Source organism: Frigoribacterium sp. ACAM 257 (assembly GCF_007954365.1).
Lineage (GTDB): Bacteria > Actinomycetota > Actinomycetes > Actinomycetales > Microbacteriaceae > Frigoribacterium.
The window spans coordinates 107784-125781 of sequence record NZ_VOLO01000004.1; the positions used below are offsets into that span (position 1 = coordinate 107784).

Below are 17998 nucleotides of genomic sequence, written 5' to 3' on the forward strand. Positions count from 1 at the left end.
GCTTGGCGTCATCTGCGCCGGCGTTGACGTCGTTCAGTGGCGCTGATCCAGTGTACTGGGGGCCTTGCTGACTGCGAGGAACGATGTGTCCCGACAACTCGCCCGATCCGGTGCGTTGTCACGGGGCGTAGTGAACAGACTTGATCGGACACAAGACACCGGCCGAGGGGCAAGAGCTGCCAAGGTCGCCGCATGGCGCTCATCTGTCTGGTCCTCTCCGGGGCCGCCCTCCTGGTCAACGGCCTCACCCTGCTCGGGCGCGTGCCCGGCCTGGACAGCGGCGTGTTCAACGTCCTGATCGGCGGTCTGCAGCTCGTCCTCTGCGTGGCCGTGGCCGTGTCGGCTGACGGTTCCCTGCCTGTCCTCCTCGGGATCTCGGGCACCTTCTTGTTCGGCATCACCTATCTCTACGTCGGCGTGGACTCCCTCCTCGGCCTCGGCGCCGTGGGCCTGGGCTGGTTCTGCGGTCTGGTGGCCACTCTCGCCGTCGTCTTCGCGGTCGTCCACGTCGCGGACGACCCGTTCCTCGCAGTTCTCTGGACGGGATGGGCGGCGCTCTGGGCGCTGTTCTTCGTCCTGCTCGCCCTCGGCCGATCAGTCATCGGCACCTACACCGGGTGGGCCCTCGTCCTCGCGAGCCAGGTGACCACCACGGTCCCCGCGCTCCTCGGCCTCACCGGGCACTGGCCGACCGGGTCGATCGCCACGACGACCGCGCTCCTGTCGCTCGTCGGGGTGTTCGGCGGCGCCGCCCTGTTGGCCCGCCGAGCCGCCACACGTCCCCAGCCGGAACACACGCCTGCCCCTGCCGCTGCCTGACCCACCAGAACGGAACCGAGACCCATGACCACCACATCCATCACCACCGCGGCACCCACCGACGACGCTCTGTCCGCGCGTTTCCGCCCGCTCTTCGACCGCATCGCTGCCGGTGCCGCGGAACGCGACCGTGAGCACCGCCTCCCCGTGGCCGAGATCCGCGAGCTCGCCGACGCGGGCTTCGGAGCCCTCCGTGTCCCCGTCGAGTTCGGGGGTTCCGGCGCCACACTCCCGCAGCTGTTCGAGCTGCTCACCGAGCTCGCGGCGGCGGACAGCAACATCCCCCAGGCCCTGCGCGGCCACTTCGCCCTCGTCGAGGACCGCCTCGTCGCCCGGTCCGGGCCGCGCGACGTCTGGCTCGAACGGTTCGGCCGCGGCGAGATCGCCGGGAACTCCTGGACCGAAGTGGGCACGGTGCAGGTCGGAGACGTCATGACGAAGGTCAGCCCCGACCCGGACGGCGGGTTCCGCATCACCGGGCAGAAGTACTACTCCACCGGCAGCATCTTCGCTGACTGGATCGACACGTACGCCGAACGCACCGACACCGGCGACCGGGTCATCGCGATCGTCGACGCCCACCAGGAAGGCGTCGCCCACACCGACGACTGGGACGGGTTCGGACAGCGGACGACAGGCTCGGGCACGAGCACCTTCCGGGACGCTCGTGTCGGCGCCGACGACGTCGTGCTCTTCGACCAGCGCTTCAAGTACCAGACGGCCTTCTACCAGGCCGTGCTGCTGAGCGTCCTCGCCGGCTCCGTCGTGGCGGCCGAGCGGGACATCGCGTTCGAGGTCAGGAACCGGACCCGGGTGTTCTCGCACGGCAACGCTGACACGTTCGCTGCTGACCCGCAGATCCTGCAGGTCGTCGGGGAGGTCTCAGCCGCCGGGTTCGCCGCCCGAGCGATCGTCGACCGAGCCGCGCAGTCCCTCCAGGGCGCCTACGAGGGCGCCTTCCTGGACGAGGTCGAAGACGAGCGGCGGAACGACCGGGCCGAACTCGCCACGGCGCAGGCACAGGTCGCACTGACGTCGCTCGCGACACAGGCGACCTCGCACCTGTTCGACGCGCTGGCGGCATCCGGCGTGAGCACCACGAGGAACCTGGACCGGCACTGGCGCAACGCCCGCACGGCCGGCAGCCACAACCCGTGGGTGTTCAAGGCACGCATCGTCGGCGACCACGCTGTCAACGGGGCCCAGCCGCCGCGGGTCTGGGCCATCGGCGCGACCCGCCGCTGACTCTCCTCCAACAGCGACGACGCCTCGAGAAACGAAGAAAGCCTGGCTCTCGGCCAGGCTTTCTCGTGTGTTCTGTGCGCCTGGAGGGACTCGAACCCGCAACCTTCTGATCCGTGGTCACATCCGTTCGAGGCTTGCAACGTGGCCCGAATCAAGCGTCCAGGGCAGCAGGGCCCGAGGGCGGCCGGGCAGCTCCCGCCATCGAGAACCATCGAGATGCATCTGCGTGGAGCCATTTACGACGAGCAAAAAGGTGAGCGGGGCGAATGCGGGGACTTCACGTCCGCTGGGGGCGCCGTGGTCTGGAACCGCGCGACGGGTAGCCCGGCTGGAATGAGATGACGTGGGCTCATTTTGCGCTACGGTCCTTTTTGGAGACCAGGAGGGGTATGACGATCCCAGTGACGGCGGGGCCCTACGGCCTGCTGCCAGCCGGGCGGCACGCATGCACGGTCGACGAACTCGAGCAGCACTTTGTTGTGAGCGCTCCATTCCCCGATGAACGGCGCCAGATTTTTGACGCGTTCCGGGTCTGGGCCCGCGCCGTCGGAGACTTACTGCCGGGTGCGCGGTGCTGGGTCGATGGCGGCTTTGTCACGCACAAGACGTGGGCCGCTCCACGCGACGTCGACGTCGTGGTGTTCACCACCGCGGAAGTACTAGATGCGCTGCCCGAGTCGGATCAGCAATTGCTGATGTCGATGATGACCCAGCACAGTTCCGGGATCGCTCGAGTCCAGCCGATGGCTGGCCTGGTCGACGGCTTCCTCGGACTGCGGGACGATGCGGATCGTACGATCTACTGGCGGAATCTGTGGTCGGGCGTCAAGGACGTTGACGGTAGCAAGGTAGATGCTGTGCAGAAGGGGTTTCTGGAGGTGACGCTGTGACGATCGATCGTGCTGACATCGGCGCGCTGCGAGACGCCTGGCACGCGCTTCCCGACCAGACCACCTTCGCCGGCAGGATTGCGCGACAGTCACTAGAAGCATCTGCCAAGCAGGACCCGATCTTGGAACGGGCGCTGTTCGATCTGCAACTGCAAGCGCAATCCGAACTCGACCTGCATCTCGACGGTGAGACCGTCACCGAGCACGCAACGAATGCGCTCGACTTTGCGAACCTCGTACGCGGTGTCGCGGAGGCAGTCAAAGAGCTAACGAAGTCCTCCATGGGCAGGCAGCGGATGCCCTCGACGCTTCAGGTGATCGCACCGACCCCAGGGTCAGTGCGAGTGGTGTTCCGTCCGGAGGCTCCGAAAACAGTGGACGGAGTCGTCGCGGATTCCGCATCGGAGACACGAGAGTCTGCGTCGCTCGTTCGTGTCGCAACGATCCTTGCCCGCGCTGGAGAACAAGACGGCGGCGGCGTACTCGACGCGCTCACCGCTGGGGTCCCCATCGGCGCGCACGCTGGACTCCGCCGAGCAGCCAAGGCCGTTGTCGCAGCCCGGTGGAGCATCAGCGGCACCCTTCGACGACCACACCACGACCCGATCCATGTATCCGTCGACCCCAGAGGTGCGGCGCGACTGCTCACTGCCCTCGCGGCGCGCACACACGAGGAACAGCACGTCGATGTCCAGGGCCGCGTCGACGGGCAACGACGATCCGTAGGGGCCATGTGGTTCGTTCCACCCACCGGGGCGGCTTTTGAGGCAGCCGTGCCGGACACTCAGCTCCTGGACACGGTGGCGTCCCTGGCGGCAGCCGACAAGCAAGTCCGCGCAAGGTTCCAAGTCATTGTCACCGCACTTGCAGGATCAACAGGCGGCATCCGACGCAGCTACTCACTTGAGTCGATCAGTGAAGCACCTAGCGAACCAACCCTGAATCCCGAGAACTAAGCCTCAGGGTCATTCGACGACGCCGACGACGCCGACCGCCTGAGAGGCCCTGACCAATCGCGAACGGAGCTCACGGCCGTGTGCGCCGACCGGCATGGCCGGCGAGGCGCTGCCGGGTGCCGGCTGGCTGTCAGTCACGAGCGGGGACGGCGTGCGGCTCTGCCTGGACGGGCTGGTCGTCCTTGAGCTCGGCCTTGACGATCTTCATGGACTGGCCGACGCTCCGTGCCAGAGCCGGGAGCTTGGCAGCGCCGAAGAGGAGCAGGACGACGGCCAGGATGATCAGGGCGTGCCGGCCGGTGAGGTTGTGGAGGAGCCCCATGGGGTGCTTCTTTCTGGTGGGTGAGATGCTGCAGGGGCGAGGTCAGGGTGCGGTGGGGGGCGTGCCCCCGGCACCGCCCTCGGGCGGCGTGCCTCCGCCGCCACCACCGCCGCCTGAGGGCGCGGCACCGGCCGACGGCGTCGTGCTCGTGTCGACGCGGACGGTGAGGGACACCTGGTACCCGGAGGTCGCATCGCCGGTGACGGTGGCGAGCTGCAGGGCGCCACTGTCGTCGCTGAAGACGTTGTCGCTGTCGAGGCTGACCTGGTCGAGGTTTGAAGTTGACCCGTCGTACGCAGTGAGGGCGTAAACAGCGCGGCTGGCGTCCTCGGGCAGGGCGATCTGCGACGTCGCGATCGCGTTTGTGGAGTCGGTGATCGAGTCGACGTCGGGGTAGACCTCGAAGTGGATGTGCGGCCACCGGCCCGTGTAGCAGGCGGGAAAGATGGAGGTGTAGCTGACGGTTCCGGTCGCGTCGGCGACCTGCACCCCTCGGAGGTAGGTCTCGTCCTCGATGCCGTCGGAGTACATCGAGTAGCCGCCGGCGGCGTCGCAGTGCCACACGTAGACGGCCACGTCGGCGAAGGGCGCGTCGTCGTTCACCATGTCGAGCACGGTCAGCTGCAGCGACATGGGCACGCCCTCGGCGGTCGCACCTCCCCCGATGCTTGACCGGATGTCGCTGCGGACGATGCCCGACTGCTCGAGGACGTCGACGCCGTTCGAACCGTCTCCCGGGTAGGGGCCGGCGGTCTCGTCGGGGATCTCCCCGGCCGTCGTCGTCGCCGCGCCCGTGCCGGACGTCGCCGTGCCGGAGGCGGAGCCGGTGGAGGCACCTGTCGCGGTGGTGCAGGCGGCCAAGGCGAGGGTGCCCGCACCGATCCCGATCAGACCCAGCACGGTACGACGGGAGAGGAGCGTGCGGACGTCGAAGGCGACACCCTGGTCGACGACCTCCTCGTCGGCACGGTCGAGGAGGCGCCCTTCGTAGGCGGGCCCCTCAGGAGTGGTCTCGGGTTCGGGGATGCGGCTCATGATGTCCTCTCGGATTGCAGCGGTCGGTCTCGCCACACTCTGTGATGTGGCCCTTTGACTGTCCTTTCCTCCTGCTATGGGAAACGGAAGGAACTGAAACTCGCCTCGACATGGGTGAGCAGCCGCCGGTGTGACGCCGCTTGGCACGCGCTAGACGTGGCAGAGTACGAGCATGAGCAACCCCGGTGACGACGATGGAGAGGCGGCATCGGGCGGCCTGCCGCAGCTCCCCACGATGCGCGACATCGCTCACCACCTCGGCGTCTCTCGTCAACTCGTCTCTCTCGTGATGCGTGGCGCTCCCGGGCCGAGTGCAGAGTCGCGCGACCGCATCCTCGCGGCCGCGAGGGACCTCGGCTACCGCCCGAACGCGTCGGCCCGCCTGCTGCGCCAGCGCCGGACGCACCTGATCGGTGCGATGTTCGTGCTGCGGAACCCGTTCGAGGTCCGTTTCGTCGAGCGCTTCGTCGAGCGTGCCGCCGAGGAGGGCTTCGGCGTCGTGCTCGGCGCCCACTCCGACGAGCGTCCGACCGACGTGGTCGTGTCCGACCTGATGGCCCAGCGGGTGGAGGCACTCGTCGCCTTCAACCCCGATCCCGCGTCCCCCGCGCTCCAGGACGCTCTCGATCGCCTCCCTGTCGTCTGGCTCGGCGAAAAGTCGCCGGAGGCCCGCGCCGACAACGTCCGTGTGGACGAGGTGACGGGCCTGCGCCTTGCCGTCGAGCACCTCGTCGAGCTCGGCCACCAGGACATCGCCTACGTCGGGGGAGACGCAGGGATCGTCGGTCGTGACCGCGCCGAGGCTTACCGCAGCGCGATGGTCAGGGCGGGGCTCGGCGACCGGGTCGAGGTCGTCCCCGGCGACTTCGGTGAGGAAGACGGCGCCGCCGCCGCTCGCGAGATCGCCTCCCGTCCGGAGCGCGACCGCCCCACGGCCGTCCTCTCGTGCGGCGACCTCTCCGCCGTCGGCCTGCTCGCCGCGTTCGCCCGGGCCGACGTCTCGGTGCCCGACGACATCTCGGTCGTGGGGTTCGACGACAGCTATGTCTGCGCGCTCTCGTACAACGACCTCACGTCGGTGCGACAGGACGTCGAGGCGACCGTCGAGGCTGCGCTCGAGACCGTGCTCGCCCGCCTCGCCCAGCCGTCGTCGACACCGCTCGACGTCCTCACGCCGACAGTGCTCGTGACTCGCGGGTCGACCGGTCGGGCACCGGCTACAGCCGCTAACGCACCTTCTTGATCGGGAGCACGACGGCGGCCCCGATCAGGGCGATGGCACCGGCGCCCCAGAGAAGCGCCGTGTAGTTGTCACCGGCGCCCGTCCCGGTGCCGATCCCGAGCAGGAGAAGCCCGAGGGCCGGGGCCAGCGACTGCGGCAGGGAGTTGGCGATGTTGATGACGCCGAGGTCCTTGCCGGGTTTCTCGGGGTCGGGCAGCACGTCGATCGTCAGCGCGGTGTCGACGGCAGCGTAGATGCCGTAGGCGAAGCCGAGCACGACCTCGGCGAAGTAGAACACCCCGACCGTCTCCGCATGGGCGAGGATGATCAGCCCCACTGCGAAGAGCAGCGTCGAGCCGGCCACGAAGACCTTGCGGCGCCGCAGCTTGTCGCTGAGCCAACCCGAGAAGGTCAGGCTCACGAAGAGAGCGATCGTGTAGAGCAGCACCCCGAAGGCGACGGCTCCCACAGCGTCGACGGCCGAGAGCCCGATCTGGTCCTGCATGTAGAGCAGCCGGTACGTCGTGAACATGAAGGTGGCCATCGTCACCAGGAACCGCGACCACCACGCCAGCCCGAAGTCGGGGTGCTTGATCGGGTTCGTCCAGAACGTGCCCGCGATCTGGCGCCACGAGAACGCCTTGACCGGGTTCGTGGGCAAGTTGTCCGGAGTGACGAACACGTAGACGGCGACCAGCACGACGCCGACGACACCGGGCAGCACGAAGAGCAACGGCAGGTTCGACACCAGGAACACCGCGAGGTAGGTGCCCGCCAGGATCGACACGTTCTGCGCCAGGGCGAGCACGCTCGAGGCTCGACCACGCTGCTCTTCGGGGACGTTGTCGGCGAGGCTGGCGACCAAGGCGGAGAACGCTGCATTCGACGCGAGCTGGCAGGCCAGCCAGGCGAAGGTCAGCGTCAGCACGGTGTCCGACACCGACACCCAGAAGAGGGCGAGCGTGAGCCCCACGATGCCCGCGAGGAGCCACGGCCTACGGCGCCCCCACCGGGTGCGCGTCCGGTCGCTCAGTGCGCCGAAGAGCGGGTTGGAGACGAGGGCGCCCAGGGCGCCGACCGGCAGCACGGCGCCGATGACGGATGCCGGATCGTCCGGGTTCATCTCCTGTGCCTTCAGCTGCAGGCTGACGAACACCGGCGCGAGGATCGCGAGGAAGATGCCGAACTGAGCGGCGAAGAGCGCGGCCAGGTAGCCCTTCCCGACCCTCTGCGTACTGATCGGCACGGTGTACGGGTGGGCGAAGGGCGGTCTCGTCGACATCGACGTTCTCCTCGTGGTCGGGTTCTCCGGCAGGTCGGGGCCTGCGCGGCGGACTTCGTTGTCTCGTGCCAAGTGCAAGAGTGGCGTGAGCTTAGCTCGTGCCAAGTTTTTCCGCTACGGTGAGTTGAGCGTCGCCTCGGCGCACTGAGCGTCGCTGCTCCCGGCGGCGCAGACCCCCTGGAGGCCTGCATGCTGCCCACCCACCTGCCCGATCCCGAGCTGTTCCTGCCCGGCACCGGCGAGCCCGCCCTGCGCTGGGGCTTGATCGGCCCGGGCTGGATCGCCGGCAAGTTCGTCGGCGCCGCGCACGCGCACACGGCGCAGCGGTTCACGGCCGTGGCGTCCCGCTCGCTCGGACGCGCCTCCTCGTTCGCCGCCGCGCACGGCATCGAGAACGCGCTCGACAGCTACGAGGCCCTCGTCGCCCACCCCGAGGTCGACGTCGTCTACGTCGCGACGCCGCAGAGCCAGCACCTCGAGCTCGGCCTGCTCGCGATCGCCGCGGGCAAGCACGTGCTGATCGAGAAGCCCCTGGCCCTCACGGCCGACGAGGCCCAGCAGCTCGCCGATGCGGCCCGCGCGGCCGGCGTCCTGGCCATGGAGGCGATGTGGAGCCGCTACCTGCCGCAGACCTCCGTCGTGCGGCAGCTGCTCGACGATGGTGCGCTCGGCACCGTCGACCAGGTGCACGCCGACCACGGCCAGGCGATCCCGGCCGACCCGCAGCACCGGCTCTACCGGCCTGAGCTCGGCGGCGGCGCCCTGCTCGACCTCGGCATCTACCCCCTGCAGTTCGACTCCATGGTGCTCGGCGCGCCGACGGCCGTCACCGCCGTCGGCGGGATGACGGAGACCGGCGTCGACGCGTTCTCGACGCTCGTGCTGTCGCACGGCAAGGACGCGCAGTCGACGGTGACGACGACGATGCTCACGAACACCCCGACGCGTGCGTCGATCTCGGGCAGCGTCGCGCGCGTCGAGTTCGAGTCGTTCTTCTACACGCCGTCGTCGTTCCGCCTGCTGGCGAACAACCCCAACGACCCGACCGGCGGCACGTCGCTCGAGTTCACGGACACGAGCGGCCTCAGGCTGTTCGCCGCCCTGTCGTGGGAGGCCACCGCGCTGGCGCGGTTCGTCGGCGAAGGACGCACCGAGTCGCCCCTGCACACGCTCGACGAGACGGTGTCGATCCTCGCGACGATCGACTCGGCGAAGGCACAGCTCGATGATGCGCACGGCACGCGCTCGACAGGCGTCGACAGCACGCACGGCGTCACGGTGGACGCATGACCGACGAGACGCAGGACGCACCGCAGCACCGCGCCCTTCTCCCCGGCCAGAGCTGTCGAATCCGCGTCTTCGACGTGGCCAGCGGTGAGTCGACGACCCTGCACGAGTCGACCGAGACCCTGTTCGAGGCGCCGAACTGGACCCGCGACGGTCGCCTCGTCGTGAACGCGGACGGGCTGCTCTGGACGCTCCCGGTCGACGGTTCCGCACCTCCCGGACCCGTCGCGATCGAGGGCGTCCCGGCGCTCAACAACGACCACGTGCTGGCCCCCTCGGGCGACGGCATCTTCGTCTCGGGCATGGACTTCCACCTCTGGGAGGCGTCCCTGTCGGGCGGACCCTCTCGACGGATCACGAGCGAGGACGGCCCGCTGCACTTCCTTCACGGGGTCTCGCCCGACGGTCGCACCCTCGCGTACGTGCGCCTCGAACCCGCCGGCGACGACTGGTGGGCGAACGCGACGATCCACGAGATCGGAGCCGACGGCACGGGCGACCGTGCCGTCACGACGCACCCCGGGCCCGCCGACGGCCCGGAGTACAGCCCCGACGGCACCTGGATCTACTTCAACACCGAGCAGTTCGAGGCCGGCCGGGCGCAGGTCGCTCGCGTGCGCCCGGACGGCAGCGAGCTCGAGCAGCTGACGACCGACGAGCGCGTCAACTGGTTCCCGCACCTCGCACCAGCCGGCGACCTGGCCGTCTACCTGAGCTTCCCCGAGGGCACCGAGGGCCACCCTGCGGACAAGGCGGTACAGCTCGTGCTCGTCACCGGGGCGTCGGGCTCGGGCGCCGCCGGCCCCTCGGCCGACGCCTGGCACGACGGCCGCGTCGTCGCCGAGTTCAACGGCGGCCAGGGCACGATCAACGTCAACAGCTGGGCACCTGACGGCAGCGCGTTCGCCTACGTCGACTACCCCGTGCCGTCGCGACGACACGCGACGCCCACCGCGCCTCCTCGGTCGTGACGACACCCACCACCAGCGCTTCCTCCCCCACCGACGGCACCACAGACAAGGACGGTCACCGATGACCCACGACAACTCCGCCAAGCTCGCCACCCTCATCGCCCAGGAGGACGAGCTGCACTTCGCCGACTTCACGCACGACGACGCGATCGCCGTGGGCCTCCGGGTGATCGAGCTGGCGCGCGGTCGCTCTCAGACGATCTCGACGTCCGTATGGCTCGGGGAGCAGCTCGTCTTCCAGGCGTCCCTCGCCGGCACGACCGCCGACAACGACTCCTGGATGAACCGCAAGGTCGCCACGGTGCGCCGCTTCGACAAGGCGTCGCTGCTCGTCGCCGAGCAGATGACCGCCTACGGCATCGACGACCCGGCGACCGCCCGCATGGTCGACCCGATGACCTACGCATTCAACGGCGGGGCGTTCCCGATCCGGGTCGGCTCGCGGCAGGTCGGCGTCGCCGTCGCCTCCGGGGTGAACGACGACGTCGAGCACGACCTCGTCGTCGAGGCGCTCCGAGCCCACCTCGCCTCCACCAGCCCAGGAGAGGGAGCAGTCGCGTGATCCGCCACACCGTCAGCTTCTCCCTCGTCCACCCCGCCGGCTCCGACGCCGAGGCCGAGTTCCTCTCGACCGGGGCGCGGACGCTCAGCGCGATTCCCGGCGTCGAGAGCTTCGTCGTCAGCCGCCAGGTCAGCGCGAAGAGCGAGCACGCCTTCCAGTTCGCCATGACGTTCGCCGACCAGGCGACCTACGACGCCTACGACTCCCACCCCGACCACCGCGGGTTCGTGGCCACCCGGTGGGAGGCGGAGGTCGCGTCGTTCCAGGAGCTCGACCTGGTGCCCCTCACCCCCCAGTAGTGGCGGGAGGAAGAGCTTCTGCGCGGCGGTCGCGGTCGCCTTCTTTCAGGACCAGACCGTGGTCGGCGCCGTCACGAATCGAACGGATGAATGGCGCCGGTGTTGTGAGGTTCGGCGAACTGGACCATCAACTGCACGCAGGCGTCGGGCCCGACCTGCCCCGACCGGTGCCCGATGTTGCCGTCGACGTCGCGGGTGTCGAGGTCCTGGCCCCAGTGGATGTCGCCGGGCCCCATCTCGACTCGAGTCCCGTCCTGGGTCTCGATGAACCACCGCCCCGACAGAGGCACGATCCACTGCGGTTTCGGGCTCTCGTGCCATTCGCCCTCCCACCCGACCTCCATCACGTTGAAGAGGACCTTCTCGACGCGGCCCGGCATCTCCTTCATCCACAACGGTGAGGCCTTGCCTCCGACGCTGCCCTGGACGAAGTTCCGCAGCTCACTCGGACCGATGCTGCTCAGGCCCTCAGGTGTGGTCCACATGCTCAGGAACGGGACGGTGGGCGAGGTCTTGTTCGCTTCAGCCATGTTGTATCGCCATGCCTCTCTCAGTTGTTTGCAGTGCTCGTCAGTCTCGACATCGTCCTCGAGCTCACACCCCGCGGATGTTCTTCGTTCGGGTCAGCCTCGAGCCGGCGGCCAGGGCGGCGTCGACAGAGATCCGGCCGGGCCCGGCGAGGATCACCGCCAGTGCGCCTGCCGCGAGTGTCAGCGGCAGCTCGTAGCCCCCGTCCGCGGAGAAGATCCCGAACGGCAGGTGCACGAGGAACGCCGCGATGACCATGTCCACGGCGAGGGCTGCTGCCACGAGGCGTGCGCCGAAGCCGACGACGAGCAGCATCCCGCCGATGAACTCCACCAGCCCGACGAGCGGCCCTGCGATCGACGCCATCGGGACTCCCATGTCGGCGAAGGATCCGCTGGTGCCGGCGAAGCCGTAGACGAAGAGCTTCTGGGCTCCGTGCGCGATGAAGACGGCCCCGAGAGCGACTCGGAGCACGAGGAGGGCGAGCGACGGCGAGGTGGGCCAGCCGCGGGCGGCCCCACGTCGGGCCTGGGCCTGAGGGGAGGTGGTCGTGGTCATGAGGGAGCCTTTCCAGGACGGATGGTGGTGCAAGAAGGGGCAAGCGGGACTGCGGGGGATCAGGTAGAGAGGGCTGCGCGTACAGCCGGGAGCACGTCCGTGGCCAGGAGCTCGATGGACCGCAGGGTCTCGGCCTGCGGAACACCTCCGAGCCCGATCTGCGCGAGGAACCGCGTGTGGCCGAGGAGCTCGTGCTCCCACAGGATCTTGTCGACGATCTCGGCCGGGCTCCCTGCGAACAAGGCACCGCCAGGGGCGGCCCAGGTGTCGAAGGACGCGCGGTCGAGATGACCGACCCGGGGCATGTTCTGGCCTATGTAGGACGAGTAGTGCGGGTAGAAGGTGTCGCGGGCCCCCTGCGACGTGGATGCTGCGAAGAAGTGCGACGTGACGCCGATGCGCCCCGCCGACCGGCCCGCCTCCGCGGCAGAGCGCCGGTAGAGGTCAGCGAGGGGGACGAAGCGTTCCGGGCTGCCGAGGATCGCGAGGTAGACGGGCAGGCCGAGCTGGCCCGAACGCACGACGGACGCTGGAGTGCCGCCGACGGCGGTCCAGACGGGCAGCTCGTCCTGCACGGGACGTGGCCAGACCCCGGCACCGGACAAGGGGGAACGAGTCGAACCAGACCACGTCACCGGGTTGCCCCGCCGCAGGCGCAGGAGGAGCTCGAGCCGATCGTCGAAGTACTCGTCGTAGCGGTCGAGGTCCTGACCGAAGAGCGGGAACGACTCGACGTACGCACCTCGTCCCGCCGTGATCTCGGCACGCCCGCCGCTGATCAGGTCGAGCGTGGCGAAGTCCTCGAAGACCCGGACGGGGTCGGCGCTGGAGAGCACCGTCACCGTGCTCGTCAGCCGGATGCGCTCCGTCTGCGCCGCCACGGCGGCGAGGACGACGGGCGGGGACGAGATGGCGAAGTCTTCGCGGTGGTGCTCGCCCACGCCGAAGACGTCGAGGCCGGCCTCGTCCGCGACCCGGGCCCACTCGAGCACGTCGCGGAGGCGGACCGCGGGCGGGATGGCCCTGCCGCCCGCGTCGGTGGTCAGCTCGCCGAAGGTGAAGACGCCGATCTCGAACCCGGGTGTGCTCACGACACGCCCTGCCCCTCCGTGATGTTGCTGAGGACGAACTCGCGGACGTCCGAGACCTCCTGAGCACTGATCCCGTGACCGAGGCCCGGATAGACACGCTCGTTGAGCGCGGCGTGCAGGGGCAACCAGGAGGAGGTGCGGGCGACGGCAGGACCGGTGATGACGTGGTCGTCCCCTCCCCGCCCCCAGAACACGGCCGGCCGCTCGGAGGCGAGGACGTCGTCTCCGGGCTGGGGAGCACCCAGGACGAAGCCGCCGAGGACGACGGGGGCGAGGACGCGCTGAGGACGCGACCGCAGCAACTGGGACGCCATCAGCCCTCCTTGGGAGAAGCCGACGGGGACGATCCTGGTTGCGCGCTCGACGTTGTCGTCGACCCACGCCCAGATCGCCTCGGTCGCTTCCTCGACCGGTGCCGCGCTCGGGTTCCCGGGGGTGGTGACGGGGAACCAGGCGGCGCCTCCCCCGGGCATGTCGAGGGGCGCGCGGAGCGAGGCCCAGGGCAGTCCGAGGTCGAGGGCGGCACAGAGGCCGACGAGGTCGTGCTCGCTCGAGCCGTAGCCGTGCAGGAACAGCGCGACGGCCGGAGCCGCGGCGGGTCCGCCCGGCCAGTCGGCCGAGCGGACGTCACGCGTCAGGGTCTGCACGGGGTCAGCGGACGATGCCGAAGCCGCCGGTCCAGTTGATCTTCTCGGCGGCGGCGAGGGTCAGCTGCAGGAAGCCGACCGACTCGAGCTCGTGGGCACGCTTCAGCGAGCCGGCGTCGATCGCCTGCACACCGCCGGCGGTGATGAGCTGGGCGAGGGTCTGCTTGGCCGTCTCGTCGTCGCCGGCGATCAGGACGGTGGTGTCGAGGTCACCGATCTTCTTGGTGGCGAGGGTCGCGGCGAAGGTCGTGTTGAAGGCCTTCACGACGCTCGACGAGGGGAGCTTCGCGGCGAGCTCGGCGGTGGCCGAGGTGCCGTCGGCGACGACGAGCGAGTCGAAGGTGGAGAAGTCGAGGGGGTTGGTGATGTCGACGACGATCTTGCCGGCGAGCTGGTCGCCGTGGCTGGCGACGATGGCGTCGAGGGCCGGGTACGGGACGGCGAGGACGACGACGTCGCCGGTGACGGTTCCGCCGTCGGTGCCGATGTGGTCGACGGAGGCGCCGCCGGCTGCGAGGACGCTCGCGATGGCCGAGCCCATGTTGCCGGAACCGAAGATGGTGACGTTGGTCATGAGGATTCTCCTTCTGATGAGTCTCGGCGATCAGGTCGAGACCAATGGTTGCTTCTACAACCAATGTAGACGGCAATGGTTGTAGATGCAAGTTATTGGTACGATGGGCCCATGACCGAGACGAAGTGGCTGTCCGAGACCGAGCGAGCAGCCTGGGTGCGGTTCACCGCCGTCCTCGAACTGCTGCCGTCAGCGCTCGACGTACAGCTGACGACGGACGAGGGCCTGACCCACTTCGACTACTTCACCCTCGCGATGCTCTCCGAGGCGCCGGGGCGCGTTCTCCGCACGAGCGCTCTCGCGGCACGGGCGAACGCCACGCTCCCTCGGCTGTCGAAGGTGGTCACCCGCCTCGAGAACGCGGGGCTGGTCGAGCGAGCACCGTGCCCTGAGGACCGACGCGCGACGAACGTGACGATCACGGACGCCGGGTGGAAGAAAGTCGTCGCGGCAGCCCCAGGCCATGTCGGCGCGGTTCGCCACTACGTGATCGACGCCCTCACCCCGAAGCAGGTCGAACAGCTCGGGGCGATCTCCGCAGCGCTCCTCGGCCGTCTCGACCCTGACGGCCGCATGCTCGCCAGCGAGGCGTGACGAAGGTCAGCCGACCGTGACGACGAGCTTCCCGGGCGCCGAGCCGGACTCCATGTCGGCGTGGGCCTGGACGATGTCGTCGAACGCGTACACGCGGCCGATGGGCACGGTGACTTGGCCGGCCTCGACGGCGTCGAGGAAGTCCTGCAGCACGGCCGCCGGCAGGTCGCTGGCCTCGCCCGAGTACGCGGTGAGGCGAACCCCGTTGGGCAGGTAGTCGATGGGGTAGAAATCCGGCACCGTCCACTGGTCGCTAAGCATGCCGGTGAAGCAGACCGTGCCGTGCACGGCGGTGGCCCGGAGGGTGTCGCGCAGCGTCGGTGCGCCCACAAGCTCGACCGCGCCGGAGACCCCCTCGGGGACGATGCGGCGCACGGCGTCCGCGATGGCTCCGTCGTCGATGACGACGTGGTCGACGCCCGCAGCCTCGAGGACAGCGGACTTGGCGGCGCTCCTGGTGGTGGAGATCACCGTCATGCCTCGCTGCTTGGCGATCACGGCGAGGGCGAGGCCGATCGAGGAGGTGCCGCCCCGGATGAGCAGAGTGTCGCCCGGCTGCGCGTCCACACCTGTCACGAGGGAGCCGTAGGCGGTCTGCAGCATCTCGGGGACAGCGCCGATCACGGCCCAGTCGAGAGAGCTGACCAAGGGGACGACAGAGGCGGTGGGCACGGTCACGTACTCGGCGTAGCCGCCGTCGATGGTGCGCCCCATGCCGCCCATCAGTGCCGCGACCTTGGTGCCGGGCTCGAACTCACCGCCCGGCGCCTCGACGACGACACCGACCGCCTCGATCCCCGGGATGCGCGGGAACGACCCGAACGACCCGAGGCCTTGTCGGAAGTGCAGCTCGGAGCGGTTCAGGCCGAAGGCGCGCACCTCGATCAGCACCTGCCCTGCTGTGACGCCAGGGCGCTGGACGTCCCGGATCTTCAGGACGTCCGGTGCGCCCGGTCCGTCGAGGACGATCGCTCGCATGCTGCTCATCTCGCGCCTTCCTAACTCCCAGACCGTCCCGGGGGTCGCACAAAGTAGTTGACAAGGAATATAGTTCCTCGGAGTGCACATCCGCACCGACCATCCCAAGGAAAGCTGCATCATGTCGACCACCCTCGCACCCACGACCACCGCGGTCCTCGTCATCGACATGCAGAACGACACCGTCCACGCCGACGGGGCCTACGCCACGTCCGGCGCTGTGGAGCACGCCCAGTCGCAGGACGTGATCGGGAACGTCGGCTCCGTCGTCGACGCCGCCCGCACCTCCGGTGCCCCGGTCTTCTACAGCCGCATCGTCGTCTACCCGGTCGCGGGGATGAGCGGCACCAACGCCCCCATCTTCCAGATGCTCGCCCCCGACACGTTCAAGCTCGACAGCTGGGGCGCCCAGATCGTCGACGAGCTCACCCCGGTCGCCGGCGACGTCGTCCTCGACCGCACCCGCATGAGCGTCTTCAACGGCACCGCGATCGACAACATGCTCCGCAACCTCGGCATCGAGACCCTCGTCGTCGTGGGCGCGTGGACGAACATGGCCGTCGAGCACACCGTCCGCGACGCCGCCGACCACGGCTACCAGGTGACCCTCGTCGAGGACGCCACCTCGAGCCTCAGCGCCGAGTGGCAGCACGCCGCGACGAGCTTCGCCCTGACGAACATCGCCACCGTGAGCGACACTGCCACGGTCACCGCCGCCCTCGCCGGCTGACCCGTGACGACCCGCCCCGACGACGTGAGCCTCTACGACGTGTTCTTCGACCTGACCCGCACCGAGATGCAGCTCTGGGACCACATCGACGACGCCCTCCGCGCTGAGATCGACGTGCCGTTGGGGCGGTTCGAAGCACTCCTCGTCCTCCGCCGGCTCGGGCCTTGCCGCATCCTCGACGTCTCCCGCGAACTCGCGCTGACCGTCGGGGGCACGAGCAAGCTCATCGACAAGCTCGAGACCACCGGCCTCTGCCTGCGTGCACCCAACCCCGACGACCGGCGGTCGTCCCTCATCACCCTCGCCGAGACCGCCCCCGCAGTCATCGACCGCGGCGAGGCCGTCATCGAGACGACCCTCCGGTCCCACCTCGACGCTCATCTCACGGGCGAGGAGATCACCGCCCTGCGCGGTGCCCTCCGTGCCCTTCGCCGTGCCACCAACGAAGCCTCTCTCCCGGAATGACCGCCAGATCATGACTGCCCTACACCGCACCCTGGCGACGACGACAGCGCTCGTCGCCTCCCTCGCCCTCGCCAGCTGCTCGTCGTCCGACCCGTTGGCCTCCACCGATGCGGGCGCCGGCGCCATCGTCATCGGCTCTCAGCAGTACTACTCGAACGAGATCATCGCCGAGATCTTCGCGCAGGCACTCGAGGCCGAGGGCCGCGAGGTCGACCGCCAGTTCGCCATCGGCCAGCGGGAGGTCTACCTTCCCGAGATCGAAGAGGGCTTCATCGACCTCTTCCCCGAGTACACCGGCCCCCTCCTGCACGCCTGGGACCCCGACTCCACCGCCACATCGGAGGCGGACGTCGAAAAGGCCCTGGCGGCAGCGACCCCTGAGGGGCTACGGACCCTCGCCACCGCGCAGGCATCGGATCAGGATGCCTACGCGGTGACGAGCACCTTCGCCGCCGAGCACGACGTCGACAGCGTCGACGACCTCGCCGGCCTCGGCATCCCGCTCGCCCTGGGTGGCAACCCTGAGGGCGCAGACCGGCCCCAGGGGCCAGCGGGGCTGAAGGCTGCGTACGGCGTCGACGTCAGCTACACGAGCATCGACGACAGCGGCGGTCCCCTCACCATCAAGGCGCTCCTCGACGACGACATCCAGCTCGCCGTCGTCTACACGGCCAACCCGCAAGTCGGCGACGAGGACCTCGTCGTCCTCGACGACCCGGAGGACCTCTTCATCTCCTCGCACGTCGTCCCGCTCGCCAGCGACGCACTCGACGCGGACGCCGCTGCCGTGATCGACGAGGTGACGTCAGCGCTCACCATGGACCAGCTCCTCGCCCTCAACACCCGGAGCGTCGACGAGCAGGCCTCGGCGACCGTCATCGCCCGCGACTGGCTCGCGGACGTCGGCCTCGACTGACAGGCGCACCCTCACTTCCGCGCCCCT

At 69.2% G+C, this 17998-nt stretch carries 22 protein-coding genes; 13 read left to right on the plus strand and 9 right to left on the minus strand.

Going from position 1 to position 17998, the window contains the following annotated elements; genetic code table 11:
* Positions 1 to 192 precede the first annotated feature (192 nt).
* The 4 genes from ES689_RS12615 (at position 193) to ES689_RS12630 (ending at position 3910) form a co-directional block, all read left to right on the plus strand.
* Positions 193 to 819, plus strand: a complete 627-nt coding sequence (locus tag ES689_RS12615; protein ID WP_146905163.1) for an AmiS/UreI family transporter — start codon at positions 193 to 195, stop codon at positions 817 to 819.
* A gap of 24 nt (positions 820 to 843) precedes the next feature.
* On the plus strand, positions 844 to 2064 hold the full coding sequence (locus ES689_RS12620; RefSeq protein ID WP_146905166.1) for an acyl-CoA dehydrogenase family protein: 1221 nt from the start codon (positions 844 to 846) through the stop codon (positions 2062 to 2064).
* Between the two features lie 389 nt (positions 2065 to 2453).
* A complete protein-coding gene (locus ES689_RS12625) occupies positions 2454 to 2954 on the plus strand; it encodes a hypothetical protein (protein WP_146905169.1) in 501 nt (166 codons plus the stop codon).
* Entirely contained in the window at positions 2951 to 3910 is a 960-nt protein-coding gene (locus ES689_RS12630) for a hypothetical protein (protein WP_146905172.1), read from the plus strand. The genes ES689_RS12625 and ES689_RS12630 overlap by 4 nt, the downstream gene beginning before the upstream one ends.
* Positions 3911 to 4040: 130 nt before the next feature.
* Here the strand turns inward: ES689_RS12630 and ES689_RS12635 are convergent, their stop codons facing one another.
* Positions 4041 to 4232, minus strand: a complete 192-nt coding sequence (locus ES689_RS12635) for a twin-arginine translocase TatA/TatE family subunit (RefSeq protein WP_146905175.1) — start codon at positions 4230 to 4232, stop codon at positions 4041 to 4043.
* A 42-nt stretch (positions 4233 to 4274) separates the two neighbouring features.
* A complete protein-coding gene (locus tag ES689_RS12640) occupies positions 4275 to 5267 on the minus strand; it encodes an intradiol ring-cleavage dioxygenase (protein WP_146905178.1) in 993 nt (330 codons plus the stop codon).
* Between the two features lie 172 nt (positions 5268 to 5439).
* Here ES689_RS12640 and ES689_RS12645 point away from each other — a divergent pair, with 172 nt between their 5' ends.
* Positions 5440 to 6510: a LacI family DNA-binding transcriptional regulator gene (locus ES689_RS12645; protein WP_223269595.1), complete on the plus strand. Its 1071-nt coding sequence runs from the start codon at positions 5440 to 5442 to the stop codon at positions 6508 to 6510.
* Here the strand turns inward: ES689_RS12645 and ES689_RS12650 are convergent.
* Positions 6494 to 7771, minus strand: coding sequence for an MFS transporter (locus ES689_RS12650; RefSeq protein WP_146905181.1), 1278 nt, complete (start codon positions 7769 to 7771; stop codon positions 6494 to 6496). The two genes, ES689_RS12645 and ES689_RS12650, sit on opposite strands and share 17 nt — an antisense overlap.
* A gap of 189 nt (positions 7772 to 7960) precedes the next feature.
* On the opposite strand from ES689_RS12650, the gene ES689_RS12655 reads away from it, so the two are divergent.
* The 4 genes from ES689_RS12655 to ES689_RS12670 all read left to right on the plus strand — a co-directional run bounded on the left by ES689_RS12655 (position 7961) and on the right by ES689_RS12670 (position 10890).
* Positions 7961 to 9061 carry a Gfo/Idh/MocA family protein gene (locus ES689_RS12655; protein WP_146905184.1) on the plus strand — a complete coding sequence of 367 codons (1101 nt, stop codon included), beginning with the start codon at positions 7961 to 7963 and terminating at the stop codon, positions 9059 to 9061.
* The gene (locus tag ES689_RS12660; protein WP_146905187.1) at positions 9058 to 10029 is read left to right on the plus strand and encodes a PD40 domain-containing protein; all 972 of its coding nucleotides are present in this window, start codon (positions 9058 to 9060) and stop codon (positions 10027 to 10029) included. The genes ES689_RS12655 and ES689_RS12660 overlap by 4 nt, the downstream gene beginning before the upstream one ends.
* Positions 10030 to 10090: 61 nt before the next feature.
* Positions 10091 to 10591: a heme-degrading domain-containing protein gene (locus tag ES689_RS12665; RefSeq protein WP_146905190.1), complete on the plus strand. Its 501-nt coding sequence runs from the start codon at positions 10091 to 10093 to the stop codon at positions 10589 to 10591.
* Positions 10588 to 10890, plus strand: a complete 303-nt coding sequence (locus ES689_RS12670; protein WP_146905194.1) for a Dabb family protein — start codon at positions 10588 to 10590, stop codon at positions 10888 to 10890. The genes ES689_RS12665 and ES689_RS12670 overlap by 4 nt, the downstream gene beginning before the upstream one ends.
* A 71-nt stretch (positions 10891 to 10961) precedes the next feature.
* Here the strand turns inward: ES689_RS12670 and ES689_RS12675 are convergent, their stop codons facing one another.
* The 5 genes from ES689_RS12675 to ES689_RS12695 form a co-directional block, all read right to left on the minus strand.
* The gene (locus tag ES689_RS12675) at positions 10962 to 11420 is read right to left on the minus strand and encodes a cupin domain-containing protein (protein ID WP_146905196.1); all 459 of its coding nucleotides are present in this window, start codon (positions 11418 to 11420) and stop codon (positions 10962 to 10964) included.
* A gap of 64 nt (positions 11421 to 11484) precedes the next feature.
* Positions 11485 to 11976, minus strand: coding sequence for a DoxX family protein (locus ES689_RS12680; RefSeq protein ID WP_146905199.1), 492 nt, complete (start codon positions 11974 to 11976; stop codon positions 11485 to 11487).
* A 59-nt stretch (positions 11977 to 12035) separates the two neighbouring features.
* Positions 12036 to 13067, minus strand: coding sequence for an LLM class flavin-dependent oxidoreductase (locus ES689_RS12685; RefSeq protein ID WP_146905202.1), 1032 nt, complete (start codon positions 13065 to 13067; stop codon positions 12036 to 12038).
* A complete protein-coding gene (locus ES689_RS12690; RefSeq protein WP_146905205.1) occupies positions 13064 to 13714 on the minus strand; it encodes an alpha/beta hydrolase in 651 nt (216 codons plus the stop codon). The genes ES689_RS12685 and ES689_RS12690 overlap by 4 nt, the downstream gene beginning before the upstream one ends.
* Positions 13715 to 13718: 4 nt before the next feature.
* A complete protein-coding gene (locus ES689_RS12695; protein ID WP_146905208.1) occupies positions 13719 to 14288 on the minus strand; it encodes an NADPH-dependent F420 reductase in 570 nt (189 codons plus the stop codon).
* 111 nt (positions 14289 to 14399) lie between these two features.
* On the opposite strand from ES689_RS12695, the gene ES689_RS12700 reads away from it, so the two are divergent.
* The gene (locus ES689_RS12700; protein WP_146905211.1) at positions 14400 to 14882 is read left to right on the plus strand and encodes a MarR family winged helix-turn-helix transcriptional regulator; all 483 of its coding nucleotides are present in this window, start codon (positions 14400 to 14402) and stop codon (positions 14880 to 14882) included.
* Positions 14883 to 14888: 6 nt separating this feature from the next.
* Here the strand turns inward: ES689_RS12700 and ES689_RS12705 are convergent, their stop codons facing one another.
* Positions 14889 to 15869 carry a zinc-binding alcohol dehydrogenase family protein gene (locus ES689_RS12705; protein WP_146905214.1) on the minus strand — a complete coding sequence of 327 codons (981 nt, stop codon included), beginning with the start codon at positions 15867 to 15869 and terminating at the stop codon, positions 14889 to 14891.
* A gap of 112 nt (positions 15870 to 15981) precedes the next feature.
* Between ES689_RS12705 and ES689_RS12710 the strand changes: the two genes are divergently transcribed.
* From ES689_RS12710 to ES689_RS12720, 3 genes are read left to right on the plus strand one after another with little or no spacing between them, the layout of a single operon-like run.
* Entirely contained in the window at positions 15982 to 16590 is a 609-nt protein-coding gene (locus ES689_RS12710; RefSeq protein WP_146905217.1) for a cysteine hydrolase, read from the plus strand.
* A gap of 3 nt (positions 16591 to 16593) precedes the next feature.
* On the plus strand, positions 16594 to 17055 hold the full coding sequence (locus tag ES689_RS12715) for a MarR family winged helix-turn-helix transcriptional regulator (protein WP_146905220.1): 462 nt from the start codon (positions 16594 to 16596) through the stop codon (positions 17053 to 17055).
* Between the two features lie 10 nt (positions 17056 to 17065).
* Positions 17066 to 17971 (plus strand): ABC transporter substrate-binding protein, encoded by a 906-nt coding sequence (locus ES689_RS12720; protein ID WP_146905223.1) that lies wholly within the window; start codon positions 17066 to 17068, stop codon positions 17969 to 17971.
* The last annotated feature ends 27 nt before the right edge of the window (positions 17972 to 17998 follow it).